This is a genomic window from Mesorhizobium sp. P2_B11 (assembly GCF_056404855.1).
Genome location: NZ_JBFUDF010000003.1, coordinates 785,497 through 804,245, shown reverse-complemented (window position 1 = coordinate 804,245; position 18,749 = coordinate 785,497). Strand labels below are relative to the sequence as shown.

The following is an 18,749-nucleotide window of genomic DNA, read 5'->3' as shown; positions in this document are numbered from 1 at the left end:
CATTCCCGGTCAAATCGCCAGGCAAATCAATCGGTTGTCGCTGTTGGTTGCACAGCCTTGGCGGCAGCCGCCTGATCGGCGGCGTTCACCGCCGCCTCACTGCGCTGCGCCGGCACCAGCAGTTTGGTGTTCTGGACGCCATATTTCCAAGGGTCGACCATCTGCATGACCGTATTGGCAGCCTGCGCGTTGCCGGCGGCCGTCGTCGTCCCCTCGCTGCGGACATAGTCGTCGCTGGTGCAGCCGCTGGCGAGGCCGGCGAGCAACAGCGCAATGCATGGTTCGACGCGCATGGCTTCAATCCTTCGGCAGGTCGAGGAAGTGCCCGACCGTGGCGACCGGGGCCGACTGGGCCGTGCTGCCGCTGGCCATTGCCATGGCGCGGTTGGCGTCGGATGCTTTCACTTCTTCGGTGTTGTTTAGGAAATAGTCGACATTGCTGGCCGGCTGCGTGCCGTCAGTCGGCTCGAGCAACTTCTTCGACGGATCGACCGGCTTGACCAGATAGGGCGTGACGATGATCACGAGGTCAGTCTCGCGCCGCTGATAGGATTTCGAGGAAAACAGCGAACCGAGCACCGGCAGTTTGCCGAGCCCGGGAAGGCGCGAGGTGGTGATGTCGTTCTGCGACTGCAGCAGGCCGGCGATCATGAAGCTCTGGCCGTTCTTCAGGTCGACCGATGTCCTGGCGCGGCGCACGATGAAGCCCGGCACCGAAATCGTACCGATATTGTAGGAGGCCGAGGCATCGATCGAGGACACTTCCGGCGCGATGTCGAGGCTGACCAGCCCGTCCTTCAGCACTGTTGGCGTGAAATCCAGGCTGACGCCATATTTCTTGTAGCTGACGGAGATCTTGCCATTATCCTCGGAAACCGGGATCGGGAACTCGCCGCCGGCGAGGAAGCTTGCCGTCTGGCCCGACCGGGCGATCAGGTTCGGCTCGGCCAGCCGCCTGGCAAGGCCGCGCTCCTCCAGTGCCTTGATGGCAACGTCGATCGACAGGCCGTTCGACAGCAGCCGACCGATGATCTCGCCATTGCCCGCCGCCGGCAATGTGCCCGGCTCGATGGTGACGTCGCGCCCGCCAAGGCCGTAAGCGAAATTGGCGCTGTATTTGGCGCCGAGATCCTGTCCGGCCTGGCGGTTGATCTCGACGAAGCGGACGTTGAGCTGAACCTGCTGCGAAGACGAGATGTTGACCGAATTGATCACTTCCTCATTGCCGGAGAAGCGGCTGGCTATCTTGCTCGCCTTCTCGGCGGCGACCGCGTCATCCGCCTCGCCCGACAGCACGACACGGCCGTTGGCCGAGCCGACCTTGATCTTGGCGTCCGGCACGCTGGCGCGAATGGTGCTGGCCAGTTGGTCGGTGTCCAGGGTCACCTCGATGTCGACCGTGCCGACAAGCTGCTTGTTCTCGTCGAAGAGGGCAACGCCGGTGGTGCCGAGATTGTTGCCCAGCACATAGAAGGACTTGTCGGTCAGCGGGTTGACGTTGGCGATCTCCGGATCGCCGATGACGATCTGGTAGAAGGCGGCACTGGTGATGATCGTTTTCGGCTTGCCCTTGGCCACCTTGATCGACGCATTCTTGGTCGACGACACATAGACGATGTCGTTGTCGGCCCTGGCCGGCGCGCTGAGGCCGAGCATTGCGGCCGCGGCGAGGCAAGCCGCCATCGCAAGCGCCCGCATTGGGCGCAGCCCTTTCGTCATCCGATATGCATGAAGTCCCGACATCTGTCCCGTCCCTCGTCCGGTCCCCACCGGCAGTTATGGCTGGTCCCGCGCAGGAACCTGGTATTCCTCGACCTGCGTGCCGCGCGTCACGATGATCGTCTTGAACTTTGGCTTCTCAGGCTCCGTGGTTGCGGCCGTGAACAGCGCACCGGCCGCAGCCTGGACGCCGGAGGCGACCGACCCGCCGAAGGATGAGATGGTGGTGACGCCGTCCTTGGCGGTGCCGCCATCGGCGGCCGAGCGCAGCGACAGCGACAAGGTGCCGACAGTGCGGGCAAGCGCCACTTTCTGCGCGCCGTCGGTCGTCACCTCGATGGTCACGGAATTGGCGATCTGCGGTGTGGTCTGGCGCTGGTCGGCGCCCTGCCCGACGGTCAGCACCTTGGCGTCGGAGACGACGATCTCGGAGGTAACGGTCGAGCCGGCAGCACCCTGCGCGTTCTTGGCCACTTCCTGGATTTCGCCGGCATCGCGCGTCAAAACGACGTCGACCCGGTCGCCCGGCATCACGAAGCCGCCGACACCGGCGATCTCGTCGGTGCGGATGGTCACCGCCCGCATTCCGGGCGTCATCATGTTGGACAGCGTCGCACGGCCGTTCGGTCCGGACAATTTGCTGAGCAGCACCGGTTCGTTGATCTCGATCGGCGACAACACCACGCGGCTGCCTTCAGCGAGCAAGGAATTGATGGTGGTGAAGGCGCCCTGCGGCACGGACTCTTCCGACCACGGGATTTCGGTGAGCTGCGCGCGGTCGAGTTCCATGCCGTAACGCAGCGGCGCGTTGGCCACCACGATGGTCTTGAACTCGACCTTGGGGGTCACGGGCGCCGGGATCGATGCCGTCTTTTCCTCGGCATCGGCCTTGGCCTGGCTTTTAACCCAGAAATCCGCGGCAAAGATCGAGATCGCGCCGAAAACGGCGGCGATGCCGATCATGGTTATGGCCTTGCCCCTCACAACTAACCCCTGACACCTGATGGTCTTTTATTTGTTGAGGCCCACGCTAGGCCGCTTAGTTAAAGATTCAGGAATCCCGGGCGCTCCGCCCGGACCTATTTTCGCCGGCTTGGTTATCGAAAGGTTTTAGGATAAGAAGGGGTTAAATCCCCGAACGTAACAGGAACTTCCGTCGCTTGGCGCTGAAAAGCGTGGCAGTATCGGCGGGTGATTCGCGGCACCGGATTCTATGGCAGGCATGGACGACAACAACGATCTTTTCGGCAATCTGGAAAAGCAGCCCCAACCAACCCGGACGTCGGCGCGCCCGGCTGACCCGCTGGTGCAGGCAGCGAAGCGTCCTGCCGCGACCAAGGATGGCAGCGAAGGCTACAGCGCCGCAGATATCGAGGTGCTGGAAGGGCTGGAGCCGGTTCGGCGCCGTCCCGGCATGTATATTGGCGGCACCGACGACAAGGCGATGCACCATCTGTTCGCCGAGGTCATCGACAATTCGATGGACGAGGCGGTCGCCGGCCACGCCACCTTCATCGATGTCGAGCTTTCGGCCGACGGGTTTCTGACCGTTACCGACAATGGTCGCGGCATTCCGGTCGATCCGCACCCGAAATTCAAGAAGCCGGCGCTCGAAGTCATCATGACGACGCTGCATTCGGGCGGCAAGTTCGATTCCAAGGTCTATGAGACCTCCGGCGGCCTGCACGGCGTCGGCGTCTCCGTCGTCAACGCGCTGTCCGACCATCTCGAAGTCGAGGTCGCACGCGGACGTCAGCTTTACCGACAGAGGTTTTCGCGCGGCGTTCCGGTGAGCGGGCTGGAGCAGCTCGGCGAGGTGCACAACCGCCGCGGCACCAAGATCCGCTTCCATCCCGACGAGCAGATCTTTGGCAAGGGCGCTGCCTTCGAGCCGGCGCGGCTCTATCGCATGACGCGCTCGAAAGCCTATCTGTTCGGCGGTGTCGAAATCCGCTGGAGCTGCGATCCGTCGCTGATCAAGGAAAAGGACCAGACGCCGGCCAAGGCGGAGTTCCATTTCCCCGGCGGCCTGAAGGACTACCTCAAGGCATCGCTCGGCGACGACTTCCAGGTGACGCGCGAAATCTTCGCCGGCAAGAGCGAGAAGCAGGGCGGCCATGGCTCGCTCGAATGGGCGGTGACCTGGTTCGGCGGCGACGGCTTCATCAATTCCTACTGCAACACCATCCCGACCGGCGAAGGCGGCACGCATGAGGCCGGCTTCCGCAATGTACTGACGCGCGGGCTTCGCGCCTATGCCGACCTCGTCGGCAACAAGCGCGCCTCGATCGTCACCTCCGAAGACGTCATGATCTCGGCGGCAGGCATGCTGTCGGTGTTCATCCGCGAGCCGGAATTCGTCGGTCAGACCAAGGATCGGCTGGCAACGATCGAGGCCATTCGCATTGTCGAGACCGCCATCCGCGACCCCTTCGACCACTGGCTGGCCGACAATCCGCAGGAAGCCTCGAAGCTGCTGGAATGGGTGATTGCGCGCGCCGACGAACGGGTGCGCCGGCGCCAGGAAAAGGAAGTGTCGCGCAAGAGCGCGGTGCGCAAGCTGCGCTTGCCCGGCAAGCTCGCCGACTGCACGCAGAATGCCGCGGCGGGTGCGGAACTCTTCATCGTCGAAGGCGACTCGGCCGGCGGCTCGGCCAAGCAGGCGCGCGACCGCGCCAGCCAGGCGGTCCTTCCGCTGCGCGGCAAAATCCTCAACGTCGCCAGCGCTGGCAACGACAAGCTGGCCGCCAACCAGCAGATCTCGGACCTGATCCAGGCGCTCGGATGCGGCACGCGCTCAAAATACCGCGACGAGGATCTGCGCTACGACCGCGTGATCATCATGACCGACGCCGACGTCGACGGCGCCCACATCGCCTCGCTGCTGATCACCTTCTTCTACCAGGAAATGCCGAACCTGGTGAATGGCGGCCATCTCTATCTGGCCGTGCCGCCGCTCTATTCGATCCGGCAAGGCGGCAAGGTCGCCTATGCCCGCGACGATGCGCACAAGGACGAGCTCTTGCGCACCGAATTCACCGGCCGCGCCAAGGTCGAGATTGGCCGTTTCAAGGGCCTGGGCGAGATGATGGCCTCGCAGCTCAAGGAAACCACCATGGACCCGAGAAAGCGCACGCTGCTCAGGGTCGACGTGATCGATGCCGTTGCTGCGACCAAGGATGCGGTCGACGCGCTGATGGGCACCAAGCCGGAGGCACGCTTCCGCTTCATCCAGGAACGCGCCGAATTCGCCGCGACGGAAGTGCTGGATATCTAAGCGGCCACCGTTCTAGTCTGCTCTTCCAGATGGAGATGAGCGTGTGACCTGGGACCGGCTGCGCAACGGTTTTGTCGCGAGATTTGCCGGCCTGACGCAGCCGACCCGCTCGGACTGGATTTTCGCCCTGCGCACCGTTTCGGCCGGTCTGATCGCGCTTCTCGTCGCCTACGCGCTGAAACTCGACCATCCGCAATGGGCCATGATGACGGTCTTCATCGTCGCCCAGCCGGTTGCCGGCATGGTGCTGGCGAAAGGCTTTTACCGGCTGCTCGGCACGCTGGCCGGTGGATTGGCGGCGATCGGCATCACCTCGGTTTTCGGCACCAATCCGTGGCTGCTGGTGACTGCCCTGTCCGTCTGGATTGGCCTGTGCACACTGGTTTCGTCGCTGCTGCGCAATCCGGAAGCCTATGGCGCCGCACTTGCCGGCTATACCGCAATGATCATCGGCCTGCCGGCTTTCGGCCAGCCGCATGTGATCGTCGATCTCGCTGTCGCGCGCTGCGCCGAGATCGTGCTCGGCATCGTCTGTGCCGGCCTGACCAGCCGGCTGATCCTGCCAAAACTCGCCGCCGACGCCATCATCTCCAGGCTGAAGCGCAGCATCCTCGATCTTGCCACCTATGCCGGCGGCGCCTTTTCCGGAGGCGACCCCGCGACACTGGCCGGCCTGCACCGCAAGCTGATCGCCGATGCCCAGACGCTGGCCGAGATGCGCACCTATGCCCGGCTCGAAGCGCCGAGCTTCGCCACGCGCGCCCATCCGGTCCGGCGCACCATCGGCCAACTCCTGTCGGCGCTCTCAGCGGCGCGCGCGCTGCATTCGCACGCCGCGCCGAAAAACGCGGCACTTATCCCGGTGCGTTCCGAACTGCAGTCGCTCGTCAGCGAACTGGTAGCCACCCCCGAGGCGCTGGACGACACATCGCCCTGGGTGACGCGGCTCGACGCGATTGCCGCCAAGGCCCGGCAAATGCCCGACGCCGCGGCCGATCATGGCGACGACAGGGTCGGCACCATAACGCGCCTCACCATCGCCGCCGATTTCGCCGAAGCTTTCAAGCAGGTGCTGCGCGGTCTCGACGCTCTGCGCGCACCGGTCACGCGCCCGGGCCGGAGCAACAGGCGGCAGCCTGCGCTGGTGGTGCACCGCGACTACCCCGGCGCTTTTCGCAATGCCATACGCGCCGCCCTTGCCACGCTGGCAGTCGCCGCCTTCTGGCTGACGACGAAATGGTCCGACGCGGCCGGTACCGTCATTCTCGTTGCTGTTGTCTCCAGTCTTTTCGCCGCGCGTCCTGATCCGGTGCAGGTGTCCTGGGGCTTCTTCCGGGGAACGCTGCTGGCGTTGCCCTTTGCCTTCCTTGTCGGCCAGGTCGCCCTGCCCGCTTTGCCCGGTTTCGGCTGGTTCGCGCTGTTTGTGGTGCCGATCCTGATACCGACGGCGCTGGGCATGGCCAATCCCCGTACTGTCGGCGTGGCGACCGCCTTTGCCATCAACTTCCTCGCCTTCCTCAGTCCGCATCAGGCGATGACCTATGCTCCAGGCCCGTTCTTCGCCGGCTCGGCTTCAGTGCTGGTCGGCATCCTGCTGGCGATCGGCGTCTTCATCGTCGTGCTGCCCGCCGATCCGTGGCTTGCCGCCAACCGCATCGTGCGCGCCATGCGCGAGGACCTCGCCCGGCTGTGCCTGCATGAGCGGGTGCCGCGGCGTTCTGCCTTCGAGAGCCTGGCCTATGACCGCATCAACCAGCTGATGCCGCTGTTGCAGAACGCCGGCAGGAAAGGCGATGCCATCTTGGGTGGCGGCGTCGCCGCCGTCACAGTAGGCCTCGAAATCCTGCGCCTGCGCACCGCACAGCAGAGCCCGGCCACGCCTTCCGAAACCGCGCTTTCGATCGGCAACTTCCTGCGCGGCCTGGCGCGTGAACTGCTGTTTCGCGCACCAGGCGATCCGCAGACGGCGACCGTCGCTGTCGCCCGGCAATACGCAGCCGGCCTCTCGGAGCGCAGCGGCAGTGCCGACACGCTGCAGATCGCAGCCTCGCTGCGCATCATCGCCGCCGCGATCGAGGATTTCCCGGATTTTTTCGCCAAGGATCGGGGCTAGGAAGTTATGCTGCGGCGATCGCCAGCGCATGGCCGCGCGCGTTTTCGCGCAGCGCGTCGAGATGGATCGACTTGACCAGGCCGGCCAGATCGCCCTCGGTGGACTGGCCGCCGAGTTCCTTCAGCATCAGCCAGCTGACTTCCTGCACGCCGGCGACGCGCTTGCCATTGGCGACTTCGCGCCAGATCTTGAGCGCCCGCAGGATGATGCCATGGGTGGGAGCGGCAAGGCCGGCGCCGCGAAACAGCGCCTGCAGCGCAACGTCCTGGCCGCCGGCAAGCAGCGCCCGCACCCGTTGCTCCGACTGCTGGCTGAGCGCGACCAGGGTCGAGCCGAAAAAGTCGACCTTGCCATGTGCAATCGTGCGGATGATGAAGCTCGCGGTCAGGTCGCCGCGCAGGCGCAGATGCTCGATGAGCGCGCCATGTTCCTCCGTGCGCGTGCCTTCGACCAGCCGCACCGAAGCCTTGACGCAGGCATCGCGCGTGACGCGCTCTGCCCGGGCCGCCCCCATCAGCGCCATCACCAGCGGTGACCCCTTCAGCGTTTCGCCGAGCTTGACCAGCAGCATGTGCCGGCAGTCGGCAGGCAGCCTGATATCGGTGACCATGGCCTCGCGCACATGAGCGATATGACCATGCCGTTCGGCCATGCGGCGAAAGCTGAGCGATGCTATATCGGCGCCGTCATTGGCGAGCAGTGCGGCACACGCTTCCGGTTCGCCGATCTCGGCAATGGCCGCGGCAACCGCCATCGAGACGACCGGCCGGTCGGCGATCAGTTTTTGCGTCGCCTTGTGCCCAGTGGCAACACGGTCGATCAGGTCGGCGTCGGTAAGCAGCGGCGAGCGCGCCAGCACTAGGGCCGCCACTTCCGGCTGGTCGGAGGCCAGCGCGCTGATGATCTGCAACGGGGCGTGATGGCTCATCGACAGCGCCTCGGCCAGCGCCAGCCGCACCTTCGACGAGGCGTCGTCGAGCAGCAGCGTCAGCGCCGCCTCCGCAGCGCAGCGGTCCTCGAAGGGCAGTTCGGCGTTGATGTAGGCCCGGGCGAGCGCGCTCGCCGCGGCGGCACGCTCCGATACCTTGGCGGTGTAGATCCATTTCAGGAAATGCGAAACAACAACCATACCGCCTGCTTATGCCCCTTGCCGGAAAGTTTCCGGCCCCGGGAAGACCCTAGGCAGAAATGGTTTACGAACGGTTCACCATGTTTATTAATGCATGTCGCTCAAAAGTGGTCCCGGTTTTGAGAGAACGACATGCATCAAAACAAAAACGTTGAAGCGCGTCGCATGGATCCGTCTCAGCGCGACGCGCTTTAGCAGGCTTGCGGGTGACATGGGCAGCGCCTATCAACCGTCAGGCAGCAGAGGAGGACGATAATGGCCGGGCTTTATCTTGAAGAGTTCGTCGTCGGCCATGTCTTCAGGCATACGTTGCGCAAGACCGTCACCGAAAGCGACAACATGCTGTTTTCGGTGATGACGCTGAACCCGCAGCCGCTGCATATCGACTTCGACTTCGCCGCCAAAAGCGAATGGGGCAGACCGCTGGTCAATTCGCTGTTCACGCTCGGGCTGATGATCGGCATTTCCGTCAATGACATCACCGTCGGCACCACGGTTGCCAATCTCGGCATGAAGGAGACGGTGTTTCCGCACCCGGTCTTCCATGGCGACACCATCCGTGTCGAGACGACGGTGCTCTCGGTCCGGGAATCGAAATCGAAACCGGACCGTGGCATCGTCGAGTTTGAGCATCGCGCCTACAATCAGAACGACGTGCTCGTCGCCAAATGCACGCGCCAGGCGATGATGATGAAAAAGGCGACCTGATGCGCTCGCTGCTGTTTGTGCCCGGCGATTCCGAAAAGAAGCTGGAGAAAGGCTTTGGCGCCGGCGCCGACGTGGTCATCGTCGACCTCGAGGATTCCGTCGCTCCGCAAAACAAGGTGGCGGCACGCGGCATCGCGGCACGGTTCATTGCCGAGCACAGGCAGCAGACAAGCTCCGCCATCTATATCCGAGTCAACGATCTCTCGACCGGGTTGACCGACGACGATCTGGCCGCCCTGGTCTCGGCCAAACCCGACGGCATCATGCTACCGAAATCGAACAGCGGTCAGGACGTCCAGCAACTCTCCGCAAAGCTGCGCGTGCACGAAGCCGAAAGCGGATTGCCGGACGGTGAGATAAAAATCCTGCCGATCATCACCGAGACCGCTACCGGCGTGCTTGCCGCCGCGACCTATGCCGGGGCAAGCGCCCGGCTTGCCGGCCTCACCTGGGGCGCGGAGGATCTGTCGGCAGCGATCGGCGCGCGCGCCGCGCGCGATGACAACGGCCGCTACACCGATGTCTTCCGCCTTGCCCGCACCATGACCATCCTCGCCGCCGGCGCAGCCGAAGTCGCGGCGATCGACACGGTCTTCCCCGGTTTTCGCGACATGGCCGCCTTCGAAGCCGAATGCGCCGAGGCCGAGCGCGACGGCTTTACCGGCAAGATGGCCATTCACCCGGCACAGGTGCCGGTCATCAACGCCGCCTTCACGCCATCGGCCGAAGCCGTCCAACGCTCGCAGGCGATCGTCTCTGCCTTCGAGGCGGCCGGAAATCCTGGCGTCGTCGGCATTGACGGCAAGATGTACGACCGGCCGCATCTGCGGCTGGCCGAACGGCTCCTGGCTCGCGCCAAGGCGGCAGGCGTTTCCGCTTAGTCTCGCGCCAGGACGATGACCCGGCCCTCCGGCAGGTAGGCCAAGGCTTCCGACTTCAACGGGTTGACGGTGACGCCGCCCAGCGCCCGCGCATCGGTCTGCGCGGCGCGGACGCGCCGGTACCCGATGGCGATCTCGCCGCGCAACCGCGCCGATTCCGCGATCGTCCAGAACGTCACCGGCTGGTCGATGGCGACATAGTCGCCGACCGGGCGCATGTAGATTTCGGAGCCCTCCTCGTCGAGCAAATCATCGAAGATCGCGGCGAGATACTGGTTCTCCGACGCCTGCGCCAGCATCAGGCTGACCAGCCGGTTGCTGACGACGAAATCATCGGCCTTGGTCACCGCTGCCAGCTCGCGGTTGCGCACATCGATCATCTCGCTGACGATGCTGATATGCGTGCCGGCATCATCCGATATCTTGCGCAGATGCAGCAGCGTTACCAGCGTGCGCGTATCGGCGGGCTGCGCCGCCATGGTCTCACTATAGCCCAGCACGAGCACGTGGTCGTAGGAAGGCACGTCCAGGCTTGCAAGCTCGGTGCTGCTCGACGTGTCGGTGATGCGGCAGGACACCGCCAGATTGTCGCCCACGACCGGCAGTCCGGCAACTTCCTGCTCGAGGCCGGGCGTATCGGCGGCGATGGTCAGGATCGAGCCCGGCGCGACATAGCGCGACAGTTCATAGGTGATGATCGGACCGCGCCGGTTCCAGCCGAGGATCAGCGTGCGCTCGGGCTTCGCCTCGACAGGCTGATGGCGAAGGATCGCCGCGGTATCGATCTTGGCCGCCGCGCCTCCTAGCTTTATGGCGGCATCGTCCTCGGCAATGATGATGGCGCGCATGTCCTTGCCGATCTTCAGCTCCGACGGCGGGTTGAGATTGACCCTCCCCTTTTGGTCGCAGAGCCCGATCAGCGCGCAATGCTCATACGCCATCACCGCCTCGCCAAAAGTCTTGCCGGCGAGGTCAGGCTGTTCGGTCGTGTAGATTTCGCAGCCGTCGAAATCGAGCAACTCCGAATAGACGCCGCTGAGACCCGACTGCCGGCTCGAATGCACGACGATGCGCGAGATCAGCTGATCGGCCAGCACGAGCTGCACCTCAGCTCCGCCGACGACGCGGGCGACCTCGGCGTTCTTGCCGTCGCGGATCTCGGCGGCGATGTTGTAGGGGTCGGTACGCCGGTTCGGGTCGTTGGCCAGAGCCAGCACCGTCTTGATCACCTGCGAATCCGGATCGTCGCCGTCCGGCGACAGCACGATGATCGAGCGCGAAGTCTGCGGGTTGACGATGGCGAGGTCATAGAGGTCGGTGGGGTCGCCGCTGCGGCAGATGATGCGCGTGTTGCCCAGCCTGTCGACCTTGGCCGCGATCTCGTCCTCCATCGCGACCTTGTCCATGTTGGCCATGACGACAATGCGCGGATGGCGGCGGCTGGCATTGGCAATGACGAGTTCGGAGATGACGTCGAAGATCGACGGCGACCAGTTGAGGATGATGGTGTGGTCGCTCTCCAGCACCCGCGAACGGCCCTTGCGCAATTCATCGAGCTTGCTGTCGACGCCGGCGCTGAGCACGCCGATGAGCGCCGACACGACGAAAATGCCGGCCAGCGTGACAAACAGCATGACGAGACGGAAGGCCCAGCCTGTATCGCCGCCCATCGTGCCGGAATCGAGCGTACGCATCAGCGATTCCCAGAACGCTTCGAAGAAGTTCAGCGGCTCGCCGCCCTCCGGCGCGATACGGGTCACGGCGAGGAACGCCGCGGCGGCGATGATGATCAGCAGGGAAGCGACGGCGAGCCAGCCGATCAGCGCGATGGGGCCGGCGGCCATGCTCTTGTCGAACCCGTAGCGCAGCCGGGTTGCCAACGAGTCTCGTTTCTTCATGCCGCCGATGCCCCCGCAATCCCAAGGTCGATGCGCAAGCGCGTCGACCTAAGCCGCCCTCTTACCGTGTGTTTGGATGAAGGGCATCGCTTTTCGCGTGTGCACGGCTCAGGAATCCACAGAATACGGAACCTGCCTCACGCGTCCGGCAAGGAATCGGTTTTCGACTGCTCGCAGACCAGTCAGCCGTTCCACGGCCCGGCATAATCGGCATAGAGCTTTGTCGGATCGGGTCGCGGCCGTTCCGGCGCCGGCCCTTGATACGAGCCGATATGGACGAAGCCGATGACGCGTTCCTGCGGCGCCAGTCCCAGCAGCGCCCTGCCCTCTGCTACGTCGGAATACCAGTTGCTGATCATGTTGGTGCCGTAGCCCAGCGCGTTGGCCGCGATCATCAGGTTCATCGCCGCCATGCCGCCGGACAGGAACATCTCCCATTGCGGGATCTTCGGGTTGTCCTTCGGAACCGAGACCACGCCGATCACCAGCGGCGCGCGTGAAAACCGCGCCAGCTCCTGGTTGTGGCGGTTTTCCGGCAGCGGCCCTTCGCGCTGTTCAGCAAGGGCGGCCAGCTTCCTGCCGATCTCGACGCGCGCTTCGCCGCGATAGAGGATGAAGCGCCAGGGCTCCAGCCGGCCGTGATCGGGCACACGGCTTGCAGCCGCGATCATGGTGGCGATATCGGCATCGCTGGGCGCCGGTTCCTTCAATTCAGGAATCGGCGCGGAGTTTCGGGTCAGCAGGAAGTCAATGATCGGCGACGCCATGGGGGCCTGGTCTCCTAAAGCACTCGATTTTGAGCTGAAGCGCGCCATCGCGGATCGGGGCGGCTAGAGCATGATGCCGAAAAGTGTGAAGCGGTTTTCGGACGACATCATGCTCTATTTCTTTGATTTGGAGCCGGATGATTTCAGGTCGATTCGACCTTAAATCATCCGGCTCGAAGGCATTGGCGCGGACGCGCCGGACGAAAGAACCTGCTGCCAAGGCGGATCGGACTCTTAAGCCTTGAAATTGCCACCGCCTTGGGCTTCAACGCAAGGCATGTTTGAGGGGACATTGCGCCTTTTGCTGATTTGGCTCGCCGCAGCGCTGTTTGCGCCGGCCTCGATGGCCATGGCACAGAATGCCGACGGCATCTCCAATCTGAAACTCCCCGATATTTCGAGCTATGCATCGCCCAAGACCGAGAGGTCGCTGGCGCTCAGTGGCGGCGGCGCAATAACGCTGTCGGCGCAGTTGACCGACAAGGGCGCCGACATCACGCGCGGCATCGTCTGGCGCGTGTTCAAGCCCGAGACAGCCAGCGACGGCAAGCTGCCGTTGGTGGCCTCCGCGCATGGCGGCACCGCGGTGTTCCAGCTCGAACCCGGCAGCTATCTGGTGCACGCTTCCTACGGACGCGCCGGCGCCACCAAGCGCATCACTGTCGGCAAGGACGCCAAGCGCGAAAGCCTGGTGCTCGATGCCGGCGGCCTCAAGCTCGATGCGGTGCTGTCGGGCGGCGTGCGCATTCCGCCCAAAAAGCTGCGCTTTTCCATCTATGAGGGCACCGCCGAGGCCAATGGCGACCGCGCTCTGATCATCCCCGATGTCGAGCCGAACAGCGTCGTGCGGCTCAACGCCGGCGTCTACCATGTCGTCTCCACCTATGGCGCGGTGAATGCCGTCATTCGCTCCGACATCCGCGTCGAGGCCGGCAAGCTGACCGAAGCCACGGTCGAACATCGTGCGGCCGAGATGACCATGAAGCTGGTGCGCGAGACCGGCGGCGAAGCCATCGCCGATACTTCCTGGTCGCTGCTCAACGAATCCGGTGACCCGATCAAGGAAGCCGTCGGCGCCTTTGCCTCGATGGTGCTGGCCGAAGGCCAATACACCATCATCGCCAAGAACCGCGATCGCATCTACCAGAAGGATTTCACCGTCGTCGCCGGCCAGAACCAGGAAATCGAGGTCCTGGCCACCGAGGCGTCCGCGATCGATCCTGAAGAAGGCGCCGACTAAACCGGCCGGTCTTGCCTGCTCAATCGAAGATGCGCCCGTTTCGTCAGGCTGCCTTGCGCAGGCGGCGCGGCAGGAAATGGACACGGCCGCGCGGCTGCGCGGCCGGCGCCAGGTCGAAGACACCGCGATGCAGACGCTCGAGCAAGGTCTTGCGGTCGCGCAGCGGCTCCAGCTCGTCCCAGCGCAGCACATTGCCGACGCGAACGTCGATCGCCTTGCCGGACAGCCGCGCGAATTCGCGGATGAGCATTGAAAGGCGCAGCGTCAGCGATGCCTTGCCGACAAATTTCGCCACTCGCCCGTCGCGCTCGGCCATGTTCATGGGGCCGCTGACCAGGTGGAACAGCCGCCCGTTCTGGCCGGAAAAATGCATCGGCACCACCGATGCCTTGGCATCCTGCACGAGGCGCGCCGGAAACATCTTCCACGGCAGGTCGCGCGCCCGGCCAAAGCCTTTCGGCGCGGTGGCGACGCCGCCGGCCGGAAACACGACGATGGTGACGCCCTCTTTCAACAGCCGCACCGCCTCGTGGCGTACCGCCATGTTGTTCTTCACCGCGTCCTTGGTCTCGGAAAAGTCGATCGGCAGCGAGTACGGTTCCATCTCGCGGATCTTGAGCAGATCCTTGTGAATCATGACCCGGAACGGCCGACCGAGCTGCTCGACCAGAGACAAAACGGCAATGCCGTCGCCAATGCCGAACGGATGGTTGGCGACAATCACCAGCGGCGTGTCCGGCAGCTTCGCCGGCGGCCACTGATCGGCGCTGCGCACCTTGACGTCGATCAGCTCCAGCATGCGGCTGAACACGCGTTCGCCCGTCGGCGCCACCTGCCGGCGCCAGAAGTCGTAGAGCGCGGCATAGCGGTCGCGCCCCGACAGGCCTTCGATGGAATGGATGAACCAGCGCGTCAGCGCCGGCTGGCTCGCATTGGCATAGGAGAGCTCGGGAAACGGTCTTTCCCGCATTTTCAGCTTGAGCATGGGGGCTCGTTATAGGGTTGGCGTGACAGGCATGTGAAAATGGCGGTGGATCGCTCCACCGCCATTCCAAGGGATATCGATGGATCAGGCCGCGCGCCGTCTGCGGTCGGGCGAAGTGGCCTCGTCGGACAGCAACTTGAGCGCATCGGCAAGTCCAAGCGATTCCTGGTCGCGGGAGCCGAGCCGGCGGATGTTGACCGTCTCCTCCTCCGCCTCGCGTTTGCCGCAGACGAGGATCACCGGAACCTTGGCCAGCGAATGCTCGCGGACCTTGTAGTTGATCTTCTCGTTGCGCAGATCAGCTTCGGCGATAAGCCCCGCCGCCTTCAACTGTGCGACGACCTTGCGCGCATAGTCGTCGGCATCCGAGGTGATGGTCGCCACCACCACCTGCAGCGGTGCGAACCACAGCGGGAAATGGCCGGAATAATGCTCGGTCAGGATGCCAAGGAAGCGCTCCATCGAGCCGCAAATGGCGCGATGCACCATCACCGGCTGCTTCTTTTCCGAATCCGAACCGATGTAGAAGGCGCCAAAACGCTCCGGCAGGTTGAAGTCGACCTGCGTGGTGCCGCACTGCCATTCGCGGCCGATGGCGTCCTTCAGCACATATTCGAATTTCGGCCCGTAGAAAGCGCCCTCGCCCGGATTGATCGAGGTCTTGATGCGGTTGCCAGAGCGCGTCCGGATCGTATCCAGCACGCCGCTCATGATCGCTTCTGCATGATCCCAGGCCTCGTCGGTGCCGACACGCTTGTCCGGCCGCGTCGACAGCTTCACGCTGACCTCGTCGAAGCCGAAATCGGCATAGGTCGACAGGATCAGGTCGTTGATGCGCAGGCACTCGGCGGCGAGCTGATCCTCGGTGCAGAAGATATGCGCATCGTCCTGCGTAAAGCCGCGCACGCGCATCAGCCCGTGCAGCGCCCCGGACGGTTCGTAACGATGCACATTGCCGAATTCTGCAAGCTTTACGGGTAGATCACGATAGGATTTCAACCCATGCTTAAAGATCTGCACATGGCCCGGACAGTTCATCGGCTTCAGCGCGAACACGCGGTCGTCGTCGGTGTCGTCGCCGGCCACCGTCACCTTGAACATGGCGTCGCGATACCAGCCCCAGTGGCCCGACGTCTCCCACAGGCTCTTGTCCAGAACCTGCGGTGCGTTGACCTCCTGATAGCCTTGCTCGTCGAGGCGGCGGCGCATGTAGTTGACCAGGTTCTGGAACATCTTCCAGCCCTTGGCGTGCCAGAAGACGACGCCCGGCCCCTCTTCCTGGAAATGGAACAGGTCCATCTCGCGGCCGAGCTTGCGGTGGTCGCGCTTCTCCGCTTCCTCCAGCATCGTCTGGTAGGCATCGAGCTCAGCCTGCTCGGCCCAGGCCGTGCCGTAGATGCGGGTCAGCATCGGGTTGTTCGAATCGCCGCGCCAATAGGCGCCGGCCACCTTCATCAGCTTGAAGGCGTTGCCGATCTGGCCGGTCGAGGCCATGTGCGGGCCGCGGCAGAGGTCGAACCAGTCGCCCTGGGCATAGATCTTGAGATCCTGGTCTTCGGGAATGGCGTCGATCAGTTCGAGCTTGTAGCGCTCGCCCTTCTCGGCAAAGACCTTTTTCGCTCTGTCGCGCGACCAGACTTCCTTGGTGAACGGCTTGTTGCGCGCAATGATCTCGCGCATCTTCTTTTCGATCACCGGGAAATCGTCCGGCGTGAACGGCTCGTTGCGGGCGAAGTCGTAATAGAATCCGTTCTCGATCACCGGCCCGATGGTGACCTGCGTTCCCGGCCACAGTTCCTGCACGGCTTCCGCAAGCACGTGTGCCGCATCGTGGCGGATGAGCTCCAGCGCGCGCGGATCGGTACGGGTGATGATCTCGACCTTGCCGGACTTGCCAAGCGGATCGGAAAGATCGCGCACGGTGCCGTCAATGGCATAGGCCACAGCCTTCTTGGCCAGCGACTTCGAGATCGATTCGGCGAGGCCAGCACCGGTCATCGCCGCGTCGTAGTCGCGGACGGAGCCATCGGGAAATGTCAGGGAAACGGAATTCAGCATTTGTATCTCCTATCCAGTCCCGCAAACGAGCGCGGGTGGTCGTGGTGTGAAGCCGGAGGCATCCGGCAGCGGGCGGGTTTTAGAGGCCACGCGGCATCAGGTAAAGAGCCGACATTGGCGCAGCCGTCAGGAAATGGCGCGACAGATGTCGCAGTGTGGTCGCGAAGACTTGCGAATTCCCCCGACATAAACTCGAATTGTCTGCATGGAAGACGCAAAACCCAGCCGAACCGCCCTGCGCGTCGCACGCCTGCGGGCTCTCCACCAGTTTTCACCGCAGGCGGCGCTGTTTCGCGACCCCTATGCGAGCGCGATTCTGGGCGATGCAGCGCCGACCGCGCAGGAGCTCGAGCAGGAAGACGAGCATGGCCGGCGCATGCGCCTGTTCGTTGCCGCGCGTGCCCGTCTCGCCGAAGACTGGCTGGCGGCAGCGGTACGACGGGGCGTCCGGCAAGCGGTGGTGCTCGGCGCCGGCCTCGACACTTTTTCGCTGCGCAATCCGTATCCGGAGCTCGCGGTGTTCGAAGTCGATCACCCGGCAACGCAGGCCTGGAAACGCAAATGCCTTGCCGCTGCCGGCCTTGCCGAACCGCCGGCCACAACTTTCGTGCCGGTCAATTTCGAGCGCCAGCGCCTGGCGGATGAGCTGGCATCGGCCGGTCTAAGATCGGCCGAGCCGAGTTTTTTCATCTGGCTTGGGGTTGTTCCGTACCTGACCCAGGACGCGATCTTCAGCACGCTCTCCTGGATCGCGGGTACTGCCGGCGCCGAGGTCGTCTTCGACTACAGCGAGCCGGCTGAGCACCGCAATGCGGCGGGACAGGCGGCACTCTCCTTCTATGCGGCTCGCGTTGCCGCTGTCGGCGAGCCTTGGATCAGCTTCTTCGTTCCCGGCGCACTGGCGCAATCCCTGCGCGAACTCGGCTTCGATGAGCTCGAAGACCTCGAAAGCAGCGATATCTTCGCCCGCTTTTCCAAGGCGCCGAACGCAACGACTGCCAATTCCGGCGGCCATCTCATCCGTGCCCGCCGGAGCGCTTGAAGTCCAAGCAAGGTCACTTCACCAGCTGCGGCAAATCCTTCAGGAAAGCCGCGCGTGTCGCCGGGCCTTTCGGCGTGTCGACCGGCTTGGTATCGACGACCAGCCGGGCAAAGACGATCCTGCGTCCGCCCTTTTCGGCCCAGCCGACGAACCAGCCGAGCGAGCGCTTGTCCTTGCTGTTGCCGAGCCTGGTGCTGCCGGTCTTGCCCTGCACCGTCCAGTCACCGGCCTTAAAACTTGGCAGGACCGCCCTGGTCATCTCATGCGCCTTGGCAGAAACCGGCATTTTGTCGGCAACCAGCTGGCGCAGGAAGGCGGTCTGTTCGACCGGCGATATCTCAAGCGAAGAATTTATCCAAGATTGCGTGAGCCCGTTGTCCTTGCCGGCATCTCCCGAGACATCCATGTTGCCGTAGCCAAACTTTGAAACATAACCGGCAAACTTCTCGCTTCCCAGCCGGCGCACGATCTCGCGCGAATACCAGACGATCGAGTCGCGCTCCCAGATCGTCGGGTCGACGGTCTTGTGGTCGCGCTTCACCGCCTTGAACTCGGGCTTGTAATCCCAGCTCGGCGTATGCGCGTCACTCAGGATGCCGCTGTCGTATCCGATCAGCGCCAGCGGCACCTTGAAGGTCGACGCCGGGCTGACGCGCTGGTCGCAGACGCCATTCTGATAGAGCGTCTCGCCGCTCGCCGCGTCCTGGATCAGCGTGCATTCGACATCGCCAAGCGGCGCCGATTGCGCGCGCATCGGAAACCCCAGAAACCAGGCCAGCAGGAACAGGACCGCGGCAATAATGAAGGGATGGGTTTCGATCCGACGCATGTGAGCTCTCCTGGGGAATGACAGAAGGCGCTTAGCGAAGCGTCTTGGCTCGATTTTGACTCAAATGCGCAGTCTTTGTGCAGGCTGTTGTTAACCCTACCGG

At 63.8% G+C, this 18,749-nt stretch carries 14 protein-coding genes and 1 pseudogene; 6 read left to right on the top strand and 9 right to left on the bottom strand.

The genetic code is table 11. The features are described from left to right. Positions 1–26: 26 nt before the first annotated feature. The 3 genes from AC1DYJ_RS12490 to cpaB form a co-directional block, all read right to left on the bottom strand. Entirely contained in the window at positions 27–293 is a 267-nt protein-coding gene (locus AC1DYJ_RS12490) for a hypothetical protein (RefSeq protein WP_477281176.1), read from the bottom strand. A 4-nt stretch (positions 294–297) separates the two neighbouring features. After that, a complete protein-coding gene (locus AC1DYJ_RS12485; RefSeq protein WP_477426081.1) occupies positions 298–1,698 on the bottom strand; it encodes a type II and III secretion system protein family protein in 1,401 nt (466 codons plus the stop codon). Positions 1,699–1,776: 78 nt separating this feature from the next. Beyond that, the gene (cpaB, locus tag AC1DYJ_RS12480; RefSeq protein ID WP_477281172.1) at positions 1,777–2,682 is read right to left on the bottom strand and encodes a Flp pilus assembly protein CpaB; all 906 of its coding nucleotides are present in this window, start codon (positions 2,680–2,682) and stop codon (positions 1,777–1,779) included. A 259-nt stretch (positions 2,683–2,941) separates the two neighbouring features. Here cpaB and parE point away from each other — a divergent pair, with 259 nt between their 5' ends. Together parE and AC1DYJ_RS12470 are read left to right on the top strand one after the other, a co-directional pair. Continuing rightward, complete coding sequence (gene parE / locus AC1DYJ_RS12475; protein WP_477281170.1) at positions 2,942–4,996, top strand: DNA topoisomerase IV subunit B; 2,055 nt, start codon at positions 2,942–2,944, stop codon at positions 4,994–4,996. Between the two features lie 43 nt (positions 4,997–5,039). Beyond that, entirely contained in the window at positions 5,040–7,109 is a 2,070-nt protein-coding gene (locus AC1DYJ_RS12470) for an FUSC family protein (protein ID WP_477426079.1), read from the top strand. Positions 7,110–7,113: 4 nt separating this feature from the next. On the opposite strand, the gene AC1DYJ_RS12465 is transcribed toward AC1DYJ_RS12470, so the two are convergent. Then, positions 7,114–8,238, bottom strand: coding sequence for a DUF2336 domain-containing protein (locus AC1DYJ_RS12465; RefSeq protein ID WP_477281166.1), 1,125 nt, complete (start codon positions 8,236–8,238; stop codon positions 7,114–7,116). Between the two features lie 243 nt (positions 8,239–8,481). Between AC1DYJ_RS12465 and AC1DYJ_RS12460 the strand changes: the two are divergent. Both AC1DYJ_RS12460 and AC1DYJ_RS12455 read left to right on the top strand, forming a co-directional pair. Then, positions 8,482–8,946 (top strand): annotated as a pseudogene (locus AC1DYJ_RS12460) (MaoC family dehydratase); the annotation flags it as partial. Next, complete coding sequence (locus AC1DYJ_RS12455) at positions 8,946–9,827, top strand: HpcH/HpaI aldolase/citrate lyase family protein (RefSeq protein ID WP_477281165.1); 882 nt, start codon at positions 8,946–8,948, stop codon at positions 9,825–9,827. The pseudogene AC1DYJ_RS12460 and the gene AC1DYJ_RS12455, both read left to right, overlap by 1 nt. On the opposite strand, the gene AC1DYJ_RS12450 is transcribed toward AC1DYJ_RS12455, so the two are convergent. Continuing rightward, positions 9,824–11,725 (bottom strand): CASTOR/POLLUX-related putative ion channel, encoded by a 1,902-nt coding sequence (locus AC1DYJ_RS12450; RefSeq protein ID WP_477281163.1) that lies wholly within the window; start codon positions 11,723–11,725, stop codon positions 9,824–9,826. The genes AC1DYJ_RS12455 and AC1DYJ_RS12450 overlap by 4 nt on opposite strands. Before the next feature lie 182 nt (positions 11,726–11,907). Further along, entirely contained in the window at positions 11,908–12,492 is a 585-nt protein-coding gene (locus tag AC1DYJ_RS12445) for a nitroreductase family protein (protein WP_477281162.1), read from the bottom strand. A 277-nt stretch (positions 12,493–12,769) separates the two neighbouring features. Between AC1DYJ_RS12445 and AC1DYJ_RS12440 the strand changes: the two genes are divergently transcribed. Next, on the top strand, positions 12,770–13,732 hold the full coding sequence (locus AC1DYJ_RS12440; protein WP_477281160.1) for a hypothetical protein: 963 nt from the start codon (positions 12,770–12,772) through the stop codon (positions 13,730–13,732). A gap of 43 nt (positions 13,733–13,775) precedes the next feature. On the opposite strand, the gene AC1DYJ_RS12435 is transcribed toward AC1DYJ_RS12440, so the two are convergent. Beyond that, positions 13,776–14,717 carry a lysophospholipid acyltransferase family protein gene (locus tag AC1DYJ_RS12435; RefSeq protein WP_477281158.1) on the bottom strand — a complete coding sequence of 314 codons (942 nt, stop codon included), beginning with the start codon at positions 14,715–14,717 and terminating at the stop codon, positions 13,776–13,778. A gap of 84 nt (positions 14,718–14,801) precedes the next feature. Beyond that, positions 14,802–16,775 carry a threonine--tRNA ligase gene (gene thrS / locus AC1DYJ_RS12430; RefSeq protein ID WP_477281156.1) on the bottom strand — a complete coding sequence of 658 codons (1,974 nt, stop codon included), beginning with the start codon at positions 16,773–16,775 and terminating at the stop codon, positions 14,802–14,804. A gap of 205 nt (positions 16,776–16,980) precedes the next feature. Here thrS and AC1DYJ_RS12425 point away from each other — a divergent pair, with 205 nt between their 5' ends. Then, positions 16,981–17,817, top strand: coding sequence for an SAM-dependent methyltransferase (locus AC1DYJ_RS12425; RefSeq protein WP_477281155.1), 837 nt, complete (start codon positions 16,981–16,983; stop codon positions 17,815–17,817). Positions 17,818–17,830: 13 nt separating this feature from the next. Here AC1DYJ_RS12425 and blaOXA read toward each other — a convergent pair whose 3' ends face one another. Then, entirely contained in the window at positions 17,831–18,646 is an 816-nt protein-coding gene (blaOXA, locus tag AC1DYJ_RS12420) for a class D beta-lactamase (protein WP_477281153.1), read from the bottom strand. Positions 18,647–18,749: the final 103 nt, after the last annotated feature.